General features: G+C 43.7%; 16 protein-coding genes. 8 read left to right on the top strand and 8 right to left on the bottom strand.

Annotated features, from left to right (window positions below; translation table 11 throughout):
• Window positions 1-101: 101 nt before the first annotated feature.
• Entirely contained in the window at window positions 102-962 is an 861-nt protein-coding gene (locus VRU48_RS06325; protein ID WP_055130013.1) for a sigma-70 family RNA polymerase sigma factor, read from the bottom strand.
• 472 nt (window positions 963-1434) lie between these two features.
• Between VRU48_RS06325 and VRU48_RS06320 the strand changes: the two genes are divergently transcribed.
• The 3 genes from VRU48_RS06320 to VRU48_RS06310 are packed head-to-tail and all read left to right on the top strand — an operon-like array spanning window position 1435 to window position 2980.
• Window positions 1435-1962 (top strand): DUF2975 domain-containing protein, encoded by a 528-nt coding sequence (locus VRU48_RS06320; protein ID WP_330107075.1) that lies wholly within the window; start codon window positions 1435-1437, stop codon window positions 1960-1962.
• 6 nt (window positions 1963-1968) lie between these two features.
• Window positions 1969-2772 (top strand): DUF2975 domain-containing protein, encoded by an 804-nt coding sequence (locus VRU48_RS06315; RefSeq protein ID WP_330107074.1) that lies wholly within the window; start codon window positions 1969-1971, stop codon window positions 2770-2772.
• Window position 2773: 1 nt separating this feature from the next.
• Complete coding sequence (locus tag VRU48_RS06310; RefSeq protein WP_199141420.1) at window positions 2774-2980, top strand: helix-turn-helix domain-containing protein; 207 nt, start codon at window positions 2774-2776, stop codon at window positions 2978-2980.
• Here VRU48_RS06310 and VRU48_RS06305 read toward each other — a convergent pair whose 3' ends face one another.
• The 3 genes from VRU48_RS06305 to lpdA all read right to left on the bottom strand — a co-directional run bounded on the left by VRU48_RS06305 (window position 2981) and on the right by lpdA (window position 5886).
• The gene (locus VRU48_RS06305) at window positions 2981-3538 is read right to left on the bottom strand and encodes a GNAT family N-acetyltransferase (protein ID WP_330107073.1); all 558 of its coding nucleotides are present in this window, start codon (window positions 3536-3538) and stop codon (window positions 2981-2983) included. It lies immediately after the preceding gene.
• On the bottom strand, window positions 3539-4378 hold the full coding sequence (locus tag VRU48_RS06300; RefSeq protein WP_330107072.1) for an MBL fold metallo-hydrolase: 840 nt from the start codon (window positions 4376-4378) through the stop codon (window positions 3539-3541).
• Window positions 4379-4497: 119 nt separating this feature from the next.
• Window positions 4498-5886 carry a dihydrolipoyl dehydrogenase gene (gene lpdA / locus VRU48_RS06295; RefSeq protein WP_330107071.1) on the bottom strand — a complete coding sequence of 463 codons (1389 nt, stop codon included), beginning with the start codon at window positions 5884-5886 and terminating at the stop codon, window positions 4498-4500.
• 428 nt (window positions 5887-6314) lie between these two features.
• Here lpdA and VRU48_RS06290 point away from each other — a divergent pair, with 428 nt between their 5' ends.
• Together VRU48_RS06290 and VRU48_RS06285 are read left to right on the top strand one after the other, a co-directional pair.
• Window positions 6315-9686, top strand: coding sequence for a TonB-dependent receptor (locus tag VRU48_RS06290; protein ID WP_330107070.1), 3372 nt, complete (start codon window positions 6315-6317; stop codon window positions 9684-9686).
• Between the two features lie 103 nt (window positions 9687-9789).
• On the top strand, window positions 9790-10641 hold the full coding sequence (locus VRU48_RS06285) for a dienelactone hydrolase family protein (protein ID WP_330107069.1): 852 nt from the start codon (window positions 9790-9792) through the stop codon (window positions 10639-10641).
• A 538-nt stretch (window positions 10642-11179) separates the two neighbouring features.
• On the opposite strand, the gene VRU48_RS06280 is transcribed toward VRU48_RS06285, so the two are convergent.
• Both VRU48_RS06280 and VRU48_RS06275 read right to left on the bottom strand, forming a co-directional pair.
• The gene (locus VRU48_RS06280; protein WP_330107068.1) at window positions 11180-12361 is read right to left on the bottom strand and encodes an AIR synthase related protein; all 1182 of its coding nucleotides are present in this window, start codon (window positions 12359-12361) and stop codon (window positions 11180-11182) included.
• A gap of 143 nt (window positions 12362-12504) precedes the next feature.
• On the bottom strand, window positions 12505-14688 hold the full coding sequence (locus VRU48_RS06275) for a glutamine synthetase III family protein (RefSeq protein WP_330107067.1): 2184 nt from the start codon (window positions 14686-14688) through the stop codon (window positions 12505-12507).
• Between the two features lie 295 nt (window positions 14689-14983).
• On the opposite strand from VRU48_RS06275, the gene VRU48_RS06270 reads away from it, so the two are divergent.
• Window positions 14984-15829: an energy transducer TonB gene (locus tag VRU48_RS06270; protein WP_330107066.1), complete on the top strand. Its 846-nt coding sequence runs from the start codon at window positions 14984-14986 to the stop codon at window positions 15827-15829.
• Window positions 15830-15889: 60 nt separating this feature from the next.
• Here VRU48_RS06270 and asnB read toward each other — a convergent pair whose 3' ends face one another.
• Window positions 15890-17731, bottom strand: coding sequence for an asparagine synthase (glutamine-hydrolyzing) (gene asnB, locus VRU48_RS06265; protein ID WP_330107065.1), 1842 nt, complete (start codon window positions 17729-17731; stop codon window positions 15890-15892).
• Window positions 17732-18000: 269 nt separating this feature from the next.
• Window positions 18001-21666 (bottom strand): phosphoribosylformylglycinamidine synthase, encoded by a 3666-nt coding sequence (purL, locus tag VRU48_RS06260; RefSeq protein ID WP_330107064.1) that lies wholly within the window; start codon window positions 21664-21666, stop codon window positions 18001-18003.
• 140 nt (window positions 21667-21806) lie between these two features.
• On the opposite strand from purL, the gene gloA2 reads away from it, so the two are divergent.
• On the top strand, window positions 21807-22190 hold the full coding sequence (gene gloA2, locus VRU48_RS06255; RefSeq protein WP_330107063.1) for an SMU1112c/YaeR family gloxylase I-like metalloprotein: 384 nt from the start codon (window positions 21807-21809) through the stop codon (window positions 22188-22190).
• Window positions 22187-22888 carry a tRNA1(Val) (adenine(37)-N6)-methyltransferase gene (locus VRU48_RS06250; protein WP_330107062.1) on the top strand — a complete coding sequence of 234 codons (702 nt, stop codon included), beginning with the start codon at window positions 22187-22189 and terminating at the stop codon, window positions 22886-22888. The genes gloA2 and VRU48_RS06250 overlap by 4 nt, the downstream gene beginning before the upstream one ends.
• The last annotated feature ends 37 nt before the right edge of the window (window positions 22889-22925 follow it).

The following is a 22925-nucleotide window of genomic DNA, read 5'->3' as shown; positions in this document are numbered from 1 at the left end:
TAGAAAGCCACAAAAGTAAAAAAGATCGGGCGAGTACCCAATCTTTTTCTAATTATATCTTGCTTATTTTTTGTGCTAAGTTCGTCAGCACGAGCGGAATGTTATCCCAAATAAGATTTTAAGATTTTGCTTCTTGACGTATGGCGCAGGCGTTGCAGGGCCTTGTCTTTGATCTGACGTACACGTTCGCGGGTCAGGTTAAATTTCTCGCCGATTTCTTCCAACGAAAGCGGATGGTTGGTGCTCAAGCCGAAGAACAACACGATGATTTCGCGTTCACGCTCGGTAAGGGTAGACAACGAGCGTTTGATTTCTTCAGAAAGCGATTCGTTGATCAAATTGCTGTCGGTATTCGGCTCGTGGTTTTCCAATACGTCTAACAAGGTATTTTCTTCGCCCTGTACAAACGGTGCGTCCATCGATACGTGGCGACCCGAATTGCTCAGCGTGTCGGAAATCTTATCTACAGTGGTTTCTAAAATATCTGCCAATTCTTCAGGCGAAGGCTCGCGCTCATATTCCTGCTCCAGTTTAGAGAAGGCCTTGCTGATTTTGCTCAATGAACCTACCTGGTTTAACGGCAAACGCACAATACGGCTCTGCTCGGCGATAGCCTGCAAAATCGACTGGCGGATCCACCAAACGGCGTAAGAAATGAATTTGAAGCCCTTGGTCTCGTCAAAACGCTTGGCGGCTTTGATCAGGCCCAGATTGCCTTCGTTAATTAAATCGCCTAGGGTTAGGCCTTGGTTTTGATACTGTTTAGCTACCGACACCACGAAACGTAAGTTGGTTTTGGTCAAGCGCTCTAAAGCGGCTTGGTCGCCTTCACGTATTTTACGTGCTAATATTACTTCTTCTTCTGCGGTAATTAAATCTACTTTTCCAATCTCGTGCAAGTATTTGTCTAATGATTGACTTTCGCGGTTGGTAATGGATTGGGTTATTTTGAGTTGTCTCATTTATGTGTTTTAGTCCTCTGAAATATAGTATCGAAGCTGCAAAAATACAAAAAAATATACAGTACGAAAGGGTAAAATGCTGAAAATGTTAGGCTTTACGACCTATTTTTTAACAAATACTTGACTACAAAAATCATTCCAAATTATAATTGTCAGTAAACCTGGTTGTTTTCCCTAGTGGAATAAATATTTATTGATTTACAATAAAAACATTTTGTTTTTTAATAAATATTATTTCTATTTGCAAGAGAATATTTTGTTTAAGTATTTCAAAAATATTCGAAAGTTGGGCGGGGGCTGTCAAAGATGACATCAAGATTAATTAACTGACAACAAATTGACTTTGATGAGTGGGGCTGGCAGTCCTTAATTGCCGACAGGTGTGGATGTTTTTGCTTGTGTTGGGCTATCGGTACAACTGAAAAAAGAAGAGGAATTGACCATTTAACTATAAAAATAGACCCCTAAAACTATGGAAACAAACCCAAAAGTGCTTCGTTGGTTAATCAAATCAATTGACGTAGCCCTCATTCTGATTGTAGTGTCTGTTGTTGCCACTCTTTTCATGACAAAAAATGCTGTCGACTTGCCCTATGTTTCGGAAAGCTCAAAAAAGCTGTTGTCGCAGTTAAGGACCATGACTTTTTTCAGTACTTTTTTGATGATTGCGAGCGGGATATTTTATGGCATAGTACTTTTTCAGGTTAGAAAAATCATTCAATCGATATTGGAAGATGGCGTGTTTCAAATGAATCAGGTTTCCATGATCAAGAGGATTTCCGCTTTATACCTGATTTTGGCGGGCTTGGCTTTGTGCTTCAACTTGATGTTGATGGTGGCTTCTATGCAAAATGATAATCAGTTTATGTTAAAAGCCTCTACAATGAACCTGGTTAGCATTTTTGAAAGATTTGTACTCACGGGACTGATCATTATGGGAGTGGCCCAGGTATTTTTAACCGGTGCGAAAATTAAAGAAGAACAACGTTTAACCATCTAACTAAAAATGAAAACCGTTAAATATTTTTTGCTGGCCCGTTTCATCAGGCTTTTTCTCCAGTTTGGATTTCTCTTTGCCGTATTGGCTATTGTGTTAAGTATTTTGATCAGGGTGTTTGGCTTAAAGCCTTATATCAAAGGAGATGATTGGTCGTTTGGAGATGCGCGAGAAGGCTATGCCTTGCCGGCAGGGCTTAGCATGAATATCCCAGATACGATTGTTTATTATAACAACGGGGAACATCGGGTCTATAAAGACGATTTGTTGCCTTTCAAGTACGAACTGACCGCCAAAGACACCATTTCCGAAAAAATCATCAACAGGTTCGAAGTGTTTGACACCAAAGGCATCGAAGTTTCCAGTAGGTTATATGTGCCTAGTTCTGTAAGCGTTGTCGTTAAATCGAATAATTGGAAACACAATCTCTTTTGGGCGATAAGCTCGCAGGTACACTACATCGTTACGGCTTTGTTCTTTTTGGTGCTGATTAAGCTGACCAACCGCTATATGGACAACGAAATCTTTGAGCAGCGTAGCTTTAAGCTGGTGGCATCCCTCGGATGGCTGCTGATTGGCAATGAAGTTTTCAACTTTGTGGTCAGCATGGTCAATGGTTCTATATTGCAGCATCCCAGTTTGCATAGCGCCTCGCTGATGCACAGCAAGGCTTATAGCTACCTTGATATCAATCTTGATTTTTTCAATGGATTTAGCTTTACCAATATCGGCTTGGGCATATTGATTATTTTGTTGGCCGAAGTGCTGAGAATTGCCATCTTTGCCAAACAGGAAAATCAACTGACCATCTGACATGTCGATTATCGTAAATTTGGATGTAATGCTGGCCAAGCGCAAAATGTCGTTAACCGAACTGAGCGAGCGGGTTGGCATTACCATGTCTAACCTTTCCATTCTCAAAACCGGAAAGGCCAAGGCGGTACGCATCGAAACGTTGGAGGCTATTTGCAGGGCGCTTGCCTGCCAGCCCGGCGATATTTTGGAATTTAGGGACGAATAGTTAAAGCCTGTAGCTTAAGTGGTGGTGCATTTTGCCCAGCAATATTTTATGGCCAATAGCTTCAAATCCCAGTTTTTCATACAGTCTTCTGGCATCTGGGTTTTCCTCGTCGACCAATAGCCCCGCTTTTGAGTGGCCCAAGGCTTTGGCGTGTTGCAACGCGGCTTTGATGAGGCTTTTGCCGATGCCTTTGCCCTGGTGTAGCGGACTTACGCTAATGGTGTCTAAATAGTACTCGCCAAGCTCGCTTTCGTATTCCATTTCAAAGCCATTAGGATGATAATTTTCCTGGAGATAAGCGAAAAAGGGTTGACGGAGTTGCTTGATTTGCGCACCGTCATAACCCGAAATAGAGCCTGCAATCTCACCATCGGCCACATAGACCAAGGCGTTGTGGTAGCTGTATTGGTTGCCTTCTAGCGCAATAAAGTGTTCGAGCAACCGAATGGCATCGTCAATATGGTTGGAAGCACAGAACTGCATCGCCAAATCGGGCATGGCGGCAACGGTTAGCGTAGCAATGGCCTTTGCATCGGCTAAGGTAGCTTGCCTGATCATTTAGATTTCCGTTAACTTGAAAGTGTCTTTGAGCCTGATGCCTTTTTCGGTTTGCTGTACGGTGCAGCATTCGTTAACGGGGTCGTGCTCCAAATACAAGATGTAGTCGTTGTTGGCCGCTTCTTCCAAAAAAGCAGCCTTTTCTTTCAGGGTTTGTAGCGGAAACATGTCGTAGGCCATCACGTAGGGCAGGGGCAGGTGTCCAACCGAAGGCAAAAGATCGGCCATATAAACAATGGTGCGGTCTTTATAGGTAAGTTGAGGCAGCATCATGGCATCGGTATGGCCGTAGGCAAAACGGATTTTGATGTCTTCGTGAAAAACTACGCCGTCTTGGGTAGGAATAAATCTTAATTGTCCGCTTTCTTGGATAGGAAGGATGTTTTCTTTGAGGAAAGAAGCCTTTTCGCGCGCATTTGGATGTATGGCCCAATCCCAATGTTGTTGGTTGGACCAATAAACCGCGTTTTTGAAAGCAGGAACCAGTTTGTCGCCAACTCTTTCAATAGAGCCTCCGCAATGGTCGAAGTGGAGGTGTGTTAAAAATACATCGGTAATATCGTCTCGGTGAAATCCGTGCTGTACCAGGGATTTATCTAGAGTATCGTCGCCATGCAGGTAATAATGGCCAAAAAACTTCTCGTCCTGCTTGTTGCCTATGCCATTATCAACCAAAATCAAGCGGCTTCCGTCTTCTATCAATAAGCAGCGCATGGCCCAATCGCACATGTTGTTGGCATCGGCCGGATTGCTTTTTTGCCAGATCGTTTTGGGAACCACGCCAAACATGGCGCCTCCATCTAATTTAAAAAAGCCGGTATTAATGGTATAGAGTTTCATTTTGCAGGGTTAAAACGGATCATCGGCGAAAACCAAAAACGGGTTTGCCTAGTGGTAAAAATAAGAAAACCTGTTGAACTTCATCAACAGGCTTCCTAAATTTATCTTTAAGCTTTTGCCTACAAGTGGATTACTTCTCCATAGGCGGCTGCGGCGGCTTCCATAATCGCTTCGCTCATGGTAGGATGCGGGTGTACCGATTTGATCATTTCGTGGCCGGTAGTTTCGAGCTTGCGGGCTACTACAATTTCGGCAATCATTTCGGTTACGTTAGCGCCAATCATGTGTGCGCCAAGCAATTCGCCGTATTTAGCATCGAAAATCAGTTTCACGAAGCCATCTTTGGCACCGGCGGCACTTGCCTTGCCCGATACCGAGAATGGGAACTTGCCAATTTTCAATTCGTAGCCTGCCGCTTTTGCTGCTTTCTCGGTATAGCCTACCGAAGCAATTTCTGGCGAGCAGTAAGTACAGCCTGGGATATTGTTGTAGTCGATAGGATCTACATGCAGTCCGGCAATTTTTTCTACGCAGGTAATGCCTTCGGCCGATGCCACGTGAGCCAATGCCTGTCCGCCAACGATATCGCCGATGGCGTAATATCCTTTTACGGTTGTATTGTAAAATTCGTCAACCACCACTTTGCCTTTGTCGGTTTTGATGCCGGTTTCTTCTAGTCCGATATTTTCGATGTTGGCTACCACACCTGCCGCAGAAAGCACGATGTCGCATTCTAAGGTCTGCATGCCGGTAGCAGTTTTAACCTGTACTTTGCAACCTGAACCGCTGGTGTCGACAGATTCAACGCTTGAAGAGGTCATGATTTCGATACCCGATTTTTTAAGGCTGCGCAACAATTGTTTCGATACTTCCTCGTCCTCAACCGGAACGATGTTTTCCATGAATTCTACAATCGTTACTTTGGTGCCTAGGGTAGCATAGAAATAGGCAAATTCAACGCCAATGGCTCCAGAGCCTACAACGACCATCGATTTTGGTTGTTCTGGCAATACCATGGCCTGGCGATAGCCGATTACCTTTTTGCCATCTTGTTTCAGGTTTGGCAATTCTCTAGAACGGCCACCGGTAGCAATAATAATGTGTTTTCCGGTTAATTCTTGCTGGGTTCCGTCGTTGCCTTTTACCTCAACTTTTTGTCCGGGCTTAACTTTTCCGGTACCCATAATCACGTCGATTTTGTTCTTTTTCATCAAGAACTGGATGCCTTTGCTCATGCCGTCGGCTACACCACGGCTGCGTTTAACAATGGCAGCGAAATCGGCTTTTGGCTCGGCGGCTTCAATGCCGTACTCGGCCGCATGGTTGATATATTCGAAAACTTGTGCGCTTTTAATCAGGGCTTTGGTTGGGATACAGCCCCAGTTAAGGCAAATACCACCTAATGATTCGCGTTCTACAATTGCGGTTTTCATGCCCAATTGCGACGCTCTTATTGCAGTTACATATCCGCCTGGACCGCTGCCTATAACAATTACATCGTAGTTCATCTGTTTGCTTTTTTGTTTTTAATTGTCAGATGGAGCCTTTGATGATTAAAATAATTATCGCAAATGTATCCTGATAATTATTTTAACTATGCCGGGTTCATATCTTTTAAAAAGGAATTAACTTAAAATAATGTGTCAAAATTAAAAAAAATGTTGGTTAAAATAAGATTAGCTCCCATGTTGCCACAAGCTTTTGACAATTTGAAGAAGCTTGGTGTAAAGCGCTAAAAAGAAATACAAAAGTTATTGGCTGTCAAAATGCTGAAAAACTGTAAGTTAAAGCAGGCTGATCTGATGTTAAGTGTTGATAAGTTTTGGGATAATTAATAATAATTTAACATTGGAAATGTGAACCTGTCAAAAATTAATATTTACATTTGTGGCGATATTTAACATATCATTAACAAAACGAAAAAAAATAAAAGAGTATGAAGAAATCTTTACTATTAAAATTTGTAGTAATTGTCTTTGCTTTTGTGGGTTTGAGCGTTGTTGCCAATGCGCAGGTTACCACAACTTCAATGACCGGTACCATCAAAGATTCGAAAGAGACTTTGCCAGGTGCTAGCGTTAAAGCTACACACACGCCAACCGGTACGGTTTATGGCGTAATTACCAACGCCGATGGCCGCTATACCATTGGTGCTATGCGCGTAGGTGGTCCTTACACCATTGAAGTAAGCTTTGTGGGCTATAAACCACAAAAATTTGAAGATGTTTATTTGAAATTAGGCGAGCCTTTCGTGCTTAATGTAACGCTTTCAGACAACAGTTCTACTTTGTCTACCGTTAACATTATAGGTACAGGCAGCAACCCAATTTTGAATTCGAACAAAAGCGGTGCAAATACCGTGGTTAGCAGACAACAAATCCAATCTTTGCCAACCATTACCCGTAGCGTAAACGATATTACCCGTTTAACTCCACAGGCAAATGGTACTTCGATTGGTGGCGGTAACTACCGTTCGAACAACTTTACGGTTGACGGTGCCAACTATAACAACCAATTTGGTATCGGTGCTAACATTCCTGCAGGTGGTTCTCCAATCTCAATCGACGCTTTGGAGCAGATCTCGATCAACGTAACGCCTTATGATGTTCGTCAAACAGGTTTTACCGGTGCAGCTGTAAACGCGGTTACACGTTCAGGTACAAATAAGTTTTCTGGTAATATCTTCTACACCATGCGTGGCGATGATCAACAAGGCCGTAACATTGGCGATTACCACATTGCTAGCTTACAGAACCTAGACGAGAAAAACTATGGCGCTAGCTTTGGCGGTCCACTTATCAAAGACAAATTGTTTTTCTTTGTAAACGGCGAGATCAAAAAAACAAAAGCACCAGGTTCAACCAGGATCGCGGCTACTCCAGCTCTTCCTTACGGATCTTTGTCTACCATAACCAAAACCACTGCTGATTTTATGAACACAGTGAGCTCTTTCTTGGATGCTAAATACGGTTATAAAACAGGTCCTTATCAAAACTACGAGAACGTGAGCGACAATAAAAAATTCTTCGCCCGTTTAGACTGGAACATTGCTAAAGGCCACCACTTCAGTGTACGTTACAACCAAGTAGAAAGCCAAAGCCCAAGCCCTGCTAGTACTTCGGTTTCTGGATCTGCTGTAACAGGAAGCTTATCTTATGGAAACGTAAGGTCTGGTAACAACCAAAATGCCGGTTTGCCTTTTGCTAATTCAAATTACTATCAAGCAGCTAACCTTTATTCGGGTACTGCCGAGTTGAACTCTCAGTTAGGTAGCAAATTTACCAACACTTTGCGTGCTGCTTATTCGCACCAAAACGACCCTAGAAACTCTGACAGTTCTCCATTCCCATTGGTAGATATCTTGGATAACACCCAAACTGGTACTTCAGCTGGTAACGTGTTAACTACTTTCGGTTATGAACCGTTTACCTATGGCAACTTGAGAGATGTTAAAACCTATACTTATAGCGACGAGTTGAGCGCTGCCTTGGGCAAACACAACTTGACTTTAGGTTTACAAGCCGAATTCAGTACTACTAAAAACGGTTTCCAACGTTTTGGAACTGGTTTCTATACCTTCAAATCATGGGATGATTTCGTGAATGGTGCAAGACCATTGCAATATTCGATTACTTATCCTTTAACTGCTGATGGTTCTCAGGCTTTCCCAAGCTTTAAATTCGCCCAATATTCTGCTTATTTGCAAGATGAGTTTACAGTGACTGATCGTTTGAAATTAACAGCTGGTTTAAGGGTAGAGCAAGCAAGGTATCCAAGCACAGATGCAATCAGAACGCATCCTTTGGTAGCTGCTCAAACTTTTGCCAATGGCGCAACTGTGAACACTGGCGAGTTGCCTGATAACAAAATTACCTACTCTCCACGTTTCGGTTTTAACTGGGATGTAAACGGCGATCGTTCGTTACAAGTAAGAGGTGGTACTGGTATTTTCACCGGCCGTGTTCCTTTTGTATGGATCGTTTCACAATCAGGTGATGCTGGTTTGTTGCAATACACCCAAACTTATTCAGGTACTGCAACTCCATTCTTCAACCCTAGTATTGCACCTAACTTGACTTCTCCAAAAGGAGCAGCTGGTACTACTATTCCAAGTACGATCAGTGCGATGTCTAAAAACTTGCGTTTCCCACAAACTTGGAAATCAAGCTTAGCTGTTGACGCCAAATTGCCTTGGGGCATCGTAGGTACTTTAGAAGGTATCTATGGCAGAGATCTTTATGCTGCTGTGGCCATGAACGTGAACTTGAAAGATCCAGCTCCATTGAATATTGCTGGTTACCCTGATAACAGACCTTTCTATCCAAATAGCGTAAACGCCAGACAAGCGGTAAATACTACTTCTGCAGGTGTTCCATCTGCAACTGGTACGCAAGCTGTTAACGTTATTAAAATGGGTAATGCCAAAGGCGGTTACAACTGGATGGCTACTGCACAGTTGAGCAAACAATTTAACCAAGGCTTGTCGATGATGATTGCCTATACCCGTACCGATCAACGTAACTTTGGCGACGGTTCTGGCGACCAATTGTTGAACTTGTGGTCAATCCCGCAAACTTCAACCAACTCGAATATCCCAACGTTGAGCTATTCAAGCAACTTGAACCCTGACCGCTTAATTGCTTCGGTATCTTATAAAAAAGAATTCTTGAAAAATTTAGCTACTTCAGTTTCGTTGTTCTATGAAGGTTCGCAACAAGGTAGGTTCTCTTATACTTACTCAGCCGACTTTAACCGTGATGGCCAAGTAAACGATTTGATCTACATTCCAAGAGATCCATCTGAAATCACTTTCGTTCAAGTACCTACTAACTTGGTTACTTCTACAGTTGGTGGTGTAACTACTGTAAGACAATATGCTAAATCTTATACGCCTCAAGAGCAAAGCGATATTTTCTTTGCTTATATTAACCAAGATAAATATCTAAGCAAGCACAAAGGTGAGTATGCTCAACGTAACGGTGGAACTTCACCTTGGAGAAACCAATTCGATTTTAGATTGACCCAAGAAATATTCAAAAACTTTGGCAACTCTAAAAACTCAGTTCAGTTCACTGCCGATATTTTCAACGTAGGCAACTTGTTGAACAGAAACTGGGGCAATGTTAACTTTGTAAACAACGCCGCTATTTTGGTTCCTCAAAACGTGAGTGCCATTAGCGCAACTACTAAGCCAACATTTATTATGGCAAGTAGCCAAGGCGATATCGTAAGAAGCACTTTTGGTACTTCTCAAACGATTTCATCTACTTTCTATGCTCAATTTGGTATCCGTTATAACTTTAACTAATACCTTCGCATACATAGAAATCCCGCTAGCTTGCTAGCGGGATTTTTTTTGCCTTAGCTTTTCGTTGATCAATAATTTGTATCTTGTAGCAAAACCTGAAGCCATGGACCAGAAAATAATCAATCTGTACGATTCGTATACCCATAGCCAGTTGAGCAGAAAAGAGTTTATGAAAAAGCTGGCCATCTTAACCGGAAGCACGGCGCTGGCATTGAGCGTTCTGCCCATGCTTGAAAATAATTATGTAAGCGCAGCTGGGTTTCATAGCGAAGATATCAGCGTGGAAAACATCAGCTACACCGGTGCCGATGGCGAAGTGAAAGCCGTATTGGCCAAGCCCAAAAACAAGAAAAACTTGGGAGGTGTAGTGGTGATCCATGAAAACAGGGGACTTAATCCGCATATTATCGACGTGACTAAGCGTATGGCGGCCGAAGGCTTTCTGGCTTTAGGCGTAGATGCACTTTCTCCCTTCGGAGGAACGCCAGCAGATGAAGATAAAGGTCGCGAACTGATTGGCAAGCTTGATCCAGATAAGAACCTGCAGAATTACCTTAAGGGATTAGAATATTTGAGGAAACACAAAGATGGCAATGGCAAAACAGCTTGTGTAGGTTTTTGTTGGGGTGGTGGCATGGCCAATAAACTGGCGGTTAACGATCCAAATCTACAGGCAGCGGTAGCTTATTATGGCGCCCAGCCGAAGGCCGAAGATGTGCCTAAAATAAAGGCCAGCATTATGCTTCATTATGGTGGATTAGATGAACGGATCAACGCGGGCATTCCGGCTTATGAGCAGGCCCTAAAAGCCAATCATATCGATTATAAGCTCTATATCTATGATGGCGTAAACCATGCCTTTAACAACGATACCTCGCCAACCCGGTATAATGAAGCAGCTGCCAAGTTGGCTTGGCAACGAACAGTAGAGCTGTTCAGAGCAAAGATTGGATAAAACTTGGCTTTCGCCAGTTGTCTTTTGGTGAAAAACACCAAAAGGAGCATCAAGTGAAAATTACTTTATACAATTTAATCTGCATCAGTATTCATCATCGCCTGTTTTCGTTGGTGTCTTCGGCTCATGATTCTCCAGTTGTCTGCTGATAAAGGACAGTGCTTTCGTTGTTGTTCTTCATCAACGATTTTCATGCTTGCTAGGTATTCAGCTCGGTTTTGGCATTTGCCAGTTGTCTTTTGGTGAAGAACACCAAAAGGAGCATCAAGTGAAAATTGCCTTATACAATTTAATCTGCATCAGTATTCATCATCGCCTGTTTTCGTTGGTGTCTTCTGCTCATGATTCTCCAGTTGTCTGCTGATAAAGGACAGTGCTTTCGTTGGTGTTCTTCACCAACGAACCTCTCGTTTGAAATGTATTTAGCCAGCTGCGGTATTTGCCGATCTGTAATAGATGATGAACAACAGCACTGAGATGATATTGAAATAAAAAAAGCCCCGATTTTGTCGGGGCTTTTTCATATGCTTGTGGCGGATTAGTTATAAATAAAAGTTCCCTTTTCGCTGGTTAAGGTTACCTGTTTTTGCTCACCTTTTTCTACACGGCCAATAATTTGGGCATCGATGTTAAAGCTTTTCGAAATGGCAATCAGGTCTTCAGCAATAGCCACAGGCGCATAAATTTCCATACGGTGGCCCATGTTAAATACCTTGTACATCTCTTTCCAGTCGGTGCCCGATTGCTCTTGGATCAATTTAAACAAAGGCGGAATAGGAAACAGATGATCCTTAATCACATGTACATCGTTATTGATAAAATGCAATACCTTGGTTTGTGCACCACCGCTGCAGTGAACCAAGCCGTGAATGTCTTTTCTGTATTGGTCCAGTATTTTTTTAAGCACCGGCGCATAAGTACGGGTAGGAGAGAGTACCAGTTTTCCGGCAGTTACGCTGTTATGCTCATCAATGGCTACCAAATCGGTTAATTTTTTGCCACCAGAAAATACCAACTCCATCGGTACGGCAGGATCAAAGCTTTCTGGGTAGCTGTTGGCTATCGATTTTTCGAATACATCGTGACGGGCAGAAGTCAATCCGTTAGAACCCATGCCACCGTTATATTCGCTTTCGTAGCTGGCCTGTCCGTAAGAAGCCAAGCCAACAATCACATCGCCGGGTTGGATATGATGATTGCTGATTACGTCATCACGTTTAAGGCGGCAGGTTACGGTCGAATCGACGATGATGGTCCTAACCAAATCGCCTACATCAGCGGTTTCGCCACCAGTTGAGTAGATAGAAATGCCCAGTTCACGCAATTCGGCCAAAATTTCTTCGGTTCCGTTGATAATGGCCGCAATCACTTCACCAGGAATAAGATTTTTGTTGCGACCAATGGTTGAAGATAACAAGATGTTGTCGGTAGCGCCTACGCAGATCAAATCGTCCAAGTTCATGATGATGGCATCCTGGGCAATCCCTTTCCAAACCGAAATATCGCCGGTCTCTTTCCAGTAGGTATAAGCCAACGAAGACTTGGTTCCCGCGCCATCGGCATGCATGATGTTGCAGTAGTTTTCGTCGTTTCCTAAAATATCCGGAATGATTTTACAGAATGCTTGCGGAAAAATTCCCTTGTCGATGTTTTTGATGGCATTGTGCACATCTTCTTTCGAGGCCGAAACGCCACGCTGGTTATACCTGTTATCGCTCATGTTGTTGCAAAGATAGGATTTTGGCCCGAGAGTCTAAAGGCCAAAGCGATAAGAGCAGAGGCGAAAAACCAAGATTTTTTGGCATGGCGAAACAAAAAAAGCACCCCGGATTTCGGAGCGCTTTAACCTTAAATGTAAAGTTTCTATTTTAAGAAGAGTAATTCCCTGAATTTTGGCAACGGCCAGATGCTATCGTCAACAATTTGCTCCAGTTTATCCGTATGGTAACGAATGGTATCGAAGTAAACCTTAACTTTTTCATCGTAACCGATGGCTTTGTCGCGGCTGTCTTCAATGGTATTGGTTTTCTTGCGCTCTTCAAGCATGGCATCGATGCTGGTTTTAACAACGCCGATGTGCTCAGAAAGTTTGTTGATGATGGCCAATGGCGTAGCAATGGCTTCTTTGCTCAAACCTAGTTCTTTAAGTCCTTTGGCGTTTTCGATCAAGGTGTTTTGATAAGCGATAGCTGCAGGCAAAATCTGACTGTTGGTTACTTCGCCCATTACCCTGGCTTCGATTTGCAGCTTTTTGTAGAAACTTTCCAACAAAATCTCATGACGGGCATGCAATTCGCGTTTGCTGAAGATGTTGGTTTTAACAAACAGTTCGGTCGATTTATCGCTTACATAAGCATCCAAAGCTTTTGGCGTAGTTTTGATGTTCGACAACCCGCGTTTGGCAGCTTCGTCGGCCCAGTCTTGGCTATAGCCATTGCCTTCGAAACGGATGTCTTTCGATTCTTTGATGTATCTTTTGATCACAGTTAGCAAAGCCACGTCTTTTTTATCACCTTTTTTGATCAATTTGTCTACATCAATCTTAAACTTGGTCAATTGGTCTGCAACAATCGCATTTAAAACGGTCATTGGGGCAGATGAGTTGGCCGATGAACCTACCGCTCTCAATTCGAATTTGTTGCCGGTAAAGGCGAAAGGCGAAGTACGGTTACGGTCGGTATTGTCTAAAGAAATTTGCGGGATTTTAGGAATGCCCAACCAAAGTCCATTGTCTTCCTTGGCCTTTTTGCTGATGCGCGAGTGCTCGATCTCATCTAAAATCTCGTCTAATTGCTGACCTAAGAAAATAGAAATGATTGCAGGAGGAGCTTCGTTGGCACCTAAACGGTGGTCGTTGCTTACCGAAGTAATGCTGGCTCTCAACAAATCGGCATGTTCGTGTACAGCTTTAATGGTATTCACGAAGAAAGTCAAGAACATCAAGTTGTTTTTAGGCGTTTTGCCCGGAGCCAACAAGTTTTTGCCGGTATCGGTAATCAGCGACCAGTTGTTGTGCTTGCCAGATCCGTTGATGCCTGCATAAGGCTTTTCGTGCAACAATACTTTAAAGTTATGTCTTAAGGCAACTTTGTCCATCAAATCCATTAACAATTGGTTATGGTCGATAGCCAAGTTGATTTCTTCGTAAATAGGGGCGCACTCAAATTGCGAAGGCGCAACCTCGTTGTGGCGGGTTTTTAGAGGAATGCCTAATTTAAGCGCTTCGTTTTCGAAATCCACCATGTAAGCGTATACGCGCTCAGGAATAGAACCGAAATAGTGGTCTTCGAGTTGTTGGCCTTTTGCCGACATGTGTCCGAATAAGGTACGGCCTGTCAATACCAAGTCAGGGCGGGCGTTGTATAGGGCTAAATCAACCAAGAAATATTCTTGCTCGATACCCAATGAAGCATTTACCTTGGTAATGCCTTTATCAAAATATTGACAAACGTCAACAGCGGCTTTATCCATAGCGGCCAATGCTTTTAACAATGGAGCTTTATAGTCTAAGGCTTCGCCGGTGTAAGAAACAAATACGGTTGGAATACAAAGGGTTTTGCCGGCTTTGCTTTCCATGATGAATGCTGGCGAAGAAGGATCCCAGGCGGTATAGCCACGCGCCTCGAAAGTGTTGCGGATGCCGCCGTTAGGGAAGCTCGATGCATCTGGCTCTTGTTGAACCAATGCGCTGCCTGCAAATTTTTCGATGGCACCATCGCCACTTGGCTCAAAAAACGAATCGTGTTTTTCGGCGGTTGAACCAGTTAATGGCTGAAACCAGTGTGTATAGTGGGTAGCACCCTTGCCCATGGCCCAAGTTTTCATTGCCAAAGCAATCTGATTGGCATCTTCTTGGTTAATTAGTTCTCCCTGGCCAATGCTGGCCATTAATTTTTCGAAAACTTCTTTAGACAAGTAGTCTTTCATTTTTTTCTTGTCAAAAACATTTGAGCCGAAAAATTCAGAAATTTTAGTAGAAGGGGCTTTAACTTCAGGCGAAACTCTGGTTTGCGCCTCTTTTAGAGCAATCGTTCTTAGATTTTTCATGGATTTGTTTAAAATTTTGTTCAAAAATATATTTTTTAATCTGATTTTTCAATGATTATTGATTTTTTGGTGATGAAAAATGTTAATTTTTATTAAAATCTGATTTTTTTGTTCAAAATTTCTAGAAATGGATGGGATTTGATGTGGATAAATATTTTTAGACAGATTTGCGGAGTTTCTAAAACTTCACAAATCTTATCGCAAACTTCACAAGTTTGATAGCGGAAAAAAAATATTTTCAAATGCTTTATGGAATATCAAACCAACTAACATCATAGTTGAAAACCTAAAAGCTATGTTCAAAAATTCATCAAATTTGTACGGCAGCGAGTGGCTCGCTCTCGTATTCAACAACAGAAACAAGGATTATGGTGCTTATGCCTTAAGGATGCAGTCGGCAAGCATCTTGTTCAGGTCGTTTATGATCGTGGCGCCTTTGTTTGCCATGCTGTTTGTAGGGCCCATGATTTATGCTAAAATGTTTAAGCACGAGCCTAAAGAAATAGCCGATAAGGTTATTCCGGTAGAACTGTCGCAACAACCCATCCATGAAATGAAGAAGGAGGAACCGAAAAAAGAGGAACCAGCAAAGGCCGAGCCTATTAAAGATCCGGCACCTGTTAAGTCGGTTAAGCTAACCGCCAACATTAAAATGGTTGAGCAGACTATTGAAGAGCCACCAACTAGTGCACAGGTTCAAGAGGCTGTCATTTCTAATACAACGCAAGATGGTGTTGCCGGAAAAGTAAATGCGGTTGAGCCAAGCACGAATACAGGTGGGGGTGGTGGAACTGCAACGGAGGGCACTGTAGATAATAAGGTGTACGAAGCAACGGGTGTAGATGAGTATCCAGAATTTCCGGGTGGAATGACTGCTTGGGCCAAATTCATCCAGAAAAACCTAAGGTATCCTTATATGGCGCAGGAAAACGGCATTCAGGGAAAAGTATATGTAAGTTTTGTGGTCGAAACCGACGGTTCTATCAGTAACGTAAATTTGGTAAAGGGTATTGGTGGCGGTTGCGATGAAGAAGCTATGCGCGTAATTAAAAAATCGCCAAAGTGGAAAGCCGGCCGACAAAACAAACAAGCAGTCAGGGTACGCTACAATATGCCGATTAATTATACCATCACACCATAATTAAAGGTAACGCTCCGAACACGCTCCAAAGGCGGTGAATATTTCATCGCCTTTTTTATTTTAGGCCACCCATCTTTCGTGCCACATTTGGAATTGCAGCAACAGCCAAACCTTTTGGGCATTGTAGGCAGAACCATTGGTGTAGAAGTTGTTTTTGATTTTTTGCACTTCCTTCAGGTTAAATAAACCATGGCTGTTTAGTTTTTCGGCCGAGAGGTAAGTTTCTATCAGGGGCTTGAAAGAGGTTTTAAGCCAGTTGGCTAATGGAATGCCAAAGCCTTTCTGCGGTTTTTTGAGGTAAGAGGCCGGTATGTATTTATTGGTGATTTTTTTGAGCAGGTATTTCTGTTCGCCGTCTTTGATAAACCATTTCGAATCCAAAGTGGCCAAGTAATCAACAAGGTCGGTCTTGAGCAAGGCGTCGCGGTTGTCTATGCCATAATGGGCAAAACAACGCTCGCTTTTAAAAAGAATATTATTGGGCAGGTAGTTGTGCAGGTCGTAAATCAACAGGTCTTTGATGTTTTGTGCCTTGCGTTCTATGCCTTTGCTAGGCGCTTTGCTGGTATTGAGCAACCTATTGATTTGGTGATGCGTAAAGCTGGCGTTGATTTCGAGGTATTTGGCCAAAAGGTTTTCGGCCTCTATTACTTCTTTTAATTGCGGTCGTGTTTTTTTGAGTATCCCCAACACGAACTGTTTAACCAATTTCGGGATTTTTCTTTTTTGCAACCGCTCAAACTGCAAGGCACGCGAATAAGTCCGATAGCCACCAAAAAGCTCGTCGCCACCTTCGGCACTTAGCAATACCTTGTATTCTTTATTTACATTCGCTGCGATAAACATTAAAGGAATGGCACCGCTATCGCCGATGGGTTCGTCAAAAACTTCCGGCAGCTCTTTCAAGATCGTTTTTGCCTGGTTTTTATCGAGGTACAGCTCGTGGTGGTTGGTTTTGAGGTGTTCGGCTATTTTCCGTGCCTGCGGTACTTCGTCCAGTTTTTCGTCTTTAAAGCCAAGCGTATAGGTTTTGATCCTTTTGGTTTGGTTTTTCTGCAAAATGGCCGCTGTTGTAGCGCTATCGTAGCCCCCGCTCAACAATAAGCCTATAGGTACATCGGCCACGTTTCTTTTTAAAATAGATTCGGTAAGCAATTCTTCAATTTTAGCCAGGATTTCTTCTTCGCTTTGTGTTTCATTTGCAGCCTGCGGAGGCTTGCGCATGGTTAGCGGACTATCGTAACTATTGCCGCTATGGATGTCTATCGTAGTAAGAATGCCTTTCTTGAACTTGTAGATATGCTGGTAAATGGTTTCCTCGCCGATAAAATAGCCGTACCTGAAATAAGTAGCCAGCGCATTTGGGCTGATTGCCTTTTCAATGATAGGGTATTGGAGCAAAGCCCTGATTTCGGAGGCGAAGGCATAGCAGCCTTTTTGCTTGAAATAATACAAGGGCTTGGCACCGATTTCGTCTTTGGCCAGCAACAGCTGATTTTGCTTCCTATCGAGCAGGGCGAAGGCAAAGGAGCCGTCGAGTTTTTCGAATGCCTTGTAGCCCCATCGCTTGTAGCTTTCGAGGATTACTTCGGTGTCGGTTAGCGTAGAAAAAGCAATGCCGTATTTGATCAGGGCCTCCCTCAATTCGAGGTAATTGTAAATGGTGCCGTTAAAAGTGATGCTGTAATTGCCACAGTGAGAAGTGAGCGGCTGTTGGCTTTTAGGACTTAGGTCTATGGTGGCCAAGCGCTCATTGGCCAAGGCCAAAGTGTAATGGGGTTGGGTATCGATTATAAAGCCGCTTCCATTTCCGCCACGGTGGGCGATGGAGGCAGACGCTTTTCGGAGATGCTGCTCCGTTAAGGTTCCTGTATGATCGATAAATCCTGTTATCCCGCACATACTTGTTCTGTATACAATTGGCGCAAAAATGCTAAAATCTATATCTGATTGGGGCCGGCAACCTGGCAGGGTTTGGCTTTGTTTGGTTCAAAGCTGTTCATCGTTTGATGATTTTGAACATGCCCAAACATACAAATAATTGCTAAAATAACAGCCATTTTAGAGGTGAAATCGCAATTTTTGATATTCTTGGCCTCCTTATGGCCTGTGCGGTGGTCTGCCAACAAAAAAGCTACCTCTTTTGGAGATAGCTTTTGGTATTTTGTTGCTTATTGGCCTTGTTGTTCAATCCATTGTCTGGCGTTTACAAAGGCTTCCATCCAAGGCGAAACCTCATCTTGGCGTCCTTTTGGATAGTTAGCCCAGTGCCATTGGAACAAAGAACGCTCAATGTGCGGCATCATTACCAAGTGGCGACCTGTTTCGTCGCAAAGCATGGCCGTGTTGTAGTCGGAGCCATTAGGGTTTGCCGGATAGCTTTCGTAGCCATATTTAGATACGATACGGTATTTGGATTCTTCGTAGGGCAATTGGAAGCGACCTTCGCCGTGCGATACCCACACGCCCAAAGTACTGCCGGCCAATGAAGAAAGCATCACCGAGTTGTTCTCCTGTATGGTTAAAGAGGTAAAGATGCTTTCGTGCTTATGGCTTTCGTTATGTAGCATTTTTGGCTTTTCGCTATGGTTGCTGTTGATTAAGCCCAATTCTATGAAAAGCTGGCAACCGTTGCAAATACCTACCGAAAGCGTGTCTTGGCGATTAAAGAAGTTGGCCAAAGCCACTCTTGCCTTTTCATTATACATGAATGCGCCAGCCCAGCCCTTAGCCGAACCCAAAACATCGGAGTTAGAAAAACCGCCAACGGCACCAATAAACTGGATGTCTTCCAGGGTTTCCCTACCCGAAATCAGGTCGGTCATGTGTACATCTTTTACGTCGAAACCTGCCAAATACATCGCATTGGCCAATTCGCGCTCAGAGTTGCTGCCTTTTTCGCGGATAACTGCCGCTTTCGGACGTGGCTTGCTCGAATCGATTACTGGTTTTTTGCCCGTAAACTGTGTAGGGAAACTGTATGTTAAAGGCTGGTTTTTATAATTGTCAAAACGCTCTTTTGCTTTTTGAGCACCGCTTTGCTTTTGGTCTAAAAGGTAAGAAGTCTTGAACCATACATCGCGCAGATGGTCGATGTCAAAACTAAAGTTGGTGCCCTGGTTGGCCAATTTCAAGGTGGCTTCGTTGCTTACTTCGCCAATTTTATGATAGGTTACGCCATTAGCTTTTAACAAGGCTTCTGCATCGGCTGTTGCCTGAAATACCAAACCGATGTTTTCTGCAAAAAGCACTTTGGTGTTGTCTGCTTCGCCTAAAGCGGTTAAATCAATAGTTGCGCCCAAATTGCGGTCGGCAAAGCAAAGCTCTAACAGGGTAGTAATCAAGCCTCCGCTGCCAATATCGTGGCCGGCCTGGATTTTATCTTCCTTAATGAGTTGCTGGATGGTATTGAAAGCATTGCTGAACTGTGCGGCATCTTTAACATCAGGCGCCGAAGTGCCGATTTTATTGAGAATCTGCGCGAAAGAAGAACCTCCCAAGTGATAAGCATCATTAGAAAGGTTGATATAATAGATAGCGCCACCGTCTTTTTGCAAAACAGGCTCTACTACTTTGGTGATGTCGTTGCAGTTGCCCGCGGCCGAAATAATCACGGTTCCCGGAGCAATTACATCGCCATCTTTGTATTTCTGTTTCATCGACAGCGAATCTTTTCCGGTTGGGATGTTGATCTGCAATTCGATGGCAAAATCGGAACAAGCTTTTACGGCTTCGTACAAACGGGCATCTTCGCCCTCGTTTTTACAGGCCCACATCCAGTTGGCCGAAAGCGAAACACTTTTCAAGCCGTCTTTAAGCGGTGCCCAAACAATGTTTGAAAGCGATTCGGCAATGGCATTTCTGCTGCCTGCGCCTGCATCAATCAAAGCCGAAAGAGGCGAGTGGCCTACCGAAGTGGCGATACCTTCCTTGCCTTGGTAATCTAAGGCCATTACGCCACAGTTGTTTAAAGGCAATTGCAACGGACCTGTACATTGCTGTTTGGCCACGCGGCCACCCACGCACCTGTCTACTTTGTTGGTTAACCAATCTTTCGAAGCCACGGCCTCTAGTTGCAACACTTGTTCTAAATAAGTAGCAATTTGCGAATCGTTATAAGTAAGGTCGCTGTATTTTCTGTCTACTTTTTGGTCTTCCATCACCATTTTGGGCGAACTGCCGAACATGTCTTTCAGTTCGAGGTCCATTGGCTTGATGCCGGTGCTGGCCGATTGGAAAGTAAAACGATGGTCGCCGGTTACCTTACCCACGGTGTACATAGGCGAACGTTCGCGGTCGGCGATTTTTTGTAGCGTTTGGGTATGCTCCTCGCTGATAACCAATCCCATTCTTTCTTGAGATTCGTTGCCGATGATTTCTTTGGCCGAAAGGGTAGGGTCGCCAACTGGCAATTTGTCTAAATCTATTTTGCCACCGGTTTCTTCCACCAATTCCGACAAACAGTTCAGGTGACCGCCAGCGCCGTGGTCGTGGATAGAAATAATGAGGTTGTTATCGCTTTCAACCATGGCACGAACGGCATTGGCCGCTCTTTTTTGCATTTCGGGATTAGAACGTTGGATGGCATTCAGTTCGATGCCGCTTCCATGGGCGCCGGTATCGGCCGAAGATACGGCGGCACCGCCCATCCCAATCCTATAGTTTTCGCCACCCAACACAACGATGTTGTCGCCGGTTGATGGTTTTTGTTTCTTCGCCTGACTGGCTTTGCCGTAGCCAATGCCACCTGCTAGCATGATTACTTTGTCGAAACCTAGTTTGCGGGCATCTTCTTCATGCTCGAAAGTAAGTACCGAACCGGTAATGAGGGGCTGGCCAAATTTGTTGCCGAAATCGCTGGCGCCGTTTGAAGCCTTGATCAAGATGTCCATTGGCGTTTGATACAGCCATTGTCTTGCTTCAACGGCTTTTTCCCAGGGACGATTTTCTTCCAATCGCGAAAAGGCAGTCATGTAAACGGCGGTTCCGGCCAAAGGCAATGAACCCTGTCCGCCAGCCAACCTGTCTCTGATTTCGCCTCCCGAACCGGTTGCCGCGCCATTGAAAGGCTCAACCGTAGTTGGGAAGTTGTGGGTTTCGGCTTTTAACGAAATAACCGATTCGAAATCGCTGGTCGCGTAATAATCGGGTTCGTCGGCACGTTTAGGTGCAAATTGCTGTACAACTGGGCCTTTAATAAAAGCCACATTGTCTTTGTAGGCCGAAACAATATCGTTCGGGTTTTCTTCGGAAGTTTTGCGGATCAGCTTAAACAGCGAGGTTGGCTGTTCTACGCCATCGATCACAAATTTTCCGTTAAATATTTTATGGCGGCAGTGCTCTGAATTGACTTGCGAGAAGCCGAATACTTCAGAATCGGTTAGTGCCCTGCCTAGTTTTTTGGCAAGCGAATTTAAATACTCAACCTCCTCGTCGCTTAAAGAAAGGCCTTCCTGTTTGTTGTAGGCAGCAATATCGGTAATCTCCAAGATGGGCTCGGGTTGGATATTGATGGTGTAGATATCTTGGCCAAGCTGATCGTATTTTTGCGAAAGCATGGGGTCGAAGTCGGCAAAACCGGCATCTACCTTTTTAAATTCTTCAATCCTGATAATGCCCTCAATGCCCATGTTCTGGGTAATTTCAACGGCGTTGGTGCTCCAAGGGGTAATCATGGCAGCGCGCGGGCCAACAAAAGCGCCGTTAAGTACGGTTTCTTGTTGCAGTTTGGCATCGCCGAAAAGCCATTCTAATTTAGGAACATCAGTTGAAAGGAGCGATTGTGCTGTTTGTAAAACAAAAATCGTGTCGGATTGACTTAAAAAGAAATGAATCATGCTTTATTTTTGATGCCGCAAATTTAGCGTTTTTTAATGAAAAAATCATTCAATTTGAAGGATAGAATGCGCAAATTTGTCATCTTAAAGTTCAATAAATTCGCTCATCTAATAATTCATTCATTCAGCATTAACCAGACATGTTTAACCGCATCCATCATATTGCCATTATTTGTACAGATTACGAACGTTCTAAATACTTTTACGTGAACCAGCTGGGCTTTGAAGTATTGGCCGAAGTTTACCGCGAAGAAAGAAAATCGTACAAGTTGGACTTGGCTGTAAACGGAATTTATCAGCTGGAGCTTTTTTCGTTTGAAAATCCGCCTGTCCGGCCTTCGCGACCAGAAGCGGCGGGTTTGAGGCATTTGGCTTTTGAGGTAGACGATGTGCAAAAAACAGCTGCTGAACTAAATGCTAAGGGGATTGTAACCGAGCCGATAAGGATTGATGAGTTTACCGGCAGGAAATTTACCTTTTTTGCCGATCCAGATGGTTTGCCCTTAGAACTTTATGAAAAATGAGTGTGTTTAGGTTCAAGCAGTTCGAAGTAGACCAAAGTGGTTGCGCCATGAAAATCAATACCGATGGCGTGCTACTAGCTGTGTTATCCCAAAGTGAAACACCCAAACGTATTTTGGATATTGGGACGGGAACTGGTGTGATTGCCCTGATGTTGGCCCAGCGGTTTGGTCAGGCTGAGGTACATGCCGTAGAAATAGACGAAGTGGCAGCTGGTACCGCACAACGGAACTTCGAAAATTCGGTTTTTAAAGATCGGCTTCGGGTTAGTGCGGTGGCCATTGAGCAATTTGACAGCGCTGAACAGTTTGATCTCATTGTTTCTAATCCCCCATATTTTGTGAACGACCTGAAAAACGCGACTGAAAAGAAAGGTTTGGCACGCCATACCGATGAAGTTTTTTTTGATCAACTGCTAGCCAAAGTGGCCTCTTTGTTAAGCGAAAAAGGACTGTTTTGGTTTATCCTGCCTGTTAAACAAGCGCAACTATTGGTAGAAAAGGGAAAAAATCATGGCTTAAGCCTAGCCAAACAAATCCATTTGCATTCTGATGAGCGCAAGCCCGAGTTTAGGCGTATTGTGTGTTTAAGCAGGGCTGGAGGAGAAGCGGCGAGCGAGCATTTCTATATTTACGAGTCCGAAAAAGTGTATACCCAAGCTTATCAGGCCTTGTTGAAGGATTTCTTTTTGGCGTATTGATGTTTTGTTTTTACCGCCTAAGACGCCTAAGAAAGGC

The sequence above is a fragment of the Pedobacter albus genome, assembly GCF_036324255.1.
Classification (GTDB): domain Bacteria; phylum Bacteroidota; class Bacteroidia; order Sphingobacteriales; family Sphingobacteriaceae; genus Pedobacter; species Pedobacter albus.
Note: the sequence above shows the minus strand (reverse complement) of the source record. Positions and strands in the feature narration are given on the sequence as shown.

Bases quoted from the DNA above. Each gene is read 5' to 3' on its own strand.
- VRU48_RS06325 (WP_055130013.1), bottom strand. From the start codon at position 962: ATGAGACAACTCAAAATAACCCAATCCATTACCAACCGCGAAAGTCAA.
- VRU48_RS06320 (WP_330107075.1), top strand. From the start codon at position 1,435: ATGGAAACAAACCCAAAAGTGCTTCGTTGGTTAATCAAATCAATTGAC.
- VRU48_RS06315 (WP_330107074.1), top strand. From the start codon at position 1,969: ATGAAAACCGTTAAATATTTTTTGCTGGCCCGTTTCATCAGGCTTTTT.
- VRU48_RS06310 (WP_199141420.1), top strand. From the start codon at position 2,774: ATGTCGATTATCGTAAATTTGGATGTAATGCTGGCCAAGCGCAAAATG.
- VRU48_RS06305 (WP_330107073.1), bottom strand. From the start codon at position 3,538: ATGATCAGGCAAGCTACCTTAGCCGATGCAAAGGCCATTGCTACGCTA.
- VRU48_RS06300 (WP_330107072.1), bottom strand. From the start codon at position 4,378: ATGAAACTCTATACCATTAATACCGGCTTTTTTAAATTAGATGGAGGC.
- lpdA (WP_330107071.1), bottom strand. From the start codon at position 5,886: ATGAACTACGATGTAATTGTTATAGGCAGCGGTCCAGGCGGATATGTA.
- VRU48_RS06290 (WP_330107070.1), top strand. From the start codon at position 6,315: ATGAAGAAATCTTTACTATTAAAATTTGTAGTAATTGTCTTTGCTTTT.
- VRU48_RS06285 (WP_330107069.1), top strand. From the start codon at position 9,790: ATGGACCAGAAAATAATCAATCTGTACGATTCGTATACCCATAGCCAG.
- VRU48_RS06280 (WP_330107068.1), bottom strand. From the start codon at position 12,361: ATGAGCGATAACAGGTATAACCAGCGTGGCGTTTCGGCCTCGAAAGAA.
- VRU48_RS06275 (WP_330107067.1), bottom strand. From the start codon at position 14,688: ATGAAAAATCTAAGAACGATTGCTCTAAAAGAGGCGCAAACCAGAGTT.
- VRU48_RS06270 (WP_330107066.1), top strand. From the start codon at position 14,984: ATGTTCAAAAATTCATCAAATTTGTACGGCAGCGAGTGGCTCGCTCTC.
- asnB (WP_330107065.1), bottom strand. From the start codon at position 17,731: ATGTGCGGGATAACAGGATTTATCGATCATACAGGAACCTTAACGGAG.
- purL (WP_330107064.1), bottom strand. From the start codon at position 21,666: ATGATTCATTTCTTTTTAAGTCAATCCGACACGATTTTTGTTTTACAA.
- gloA2 (WP_330107063.1), top strand. From the start codon at position 21,807: ATGTTTAACCGCATCCATCATATTGCCATTATTTGTACAGATTACGAA.
- VRU48_RS06250 (WP_330107062.1), top strand. From the start codon at position 22,187: ATGAGTGTGTTTAGGTTCAAGCAGTTCGAAGTAGACCAAAGTGGTTGC.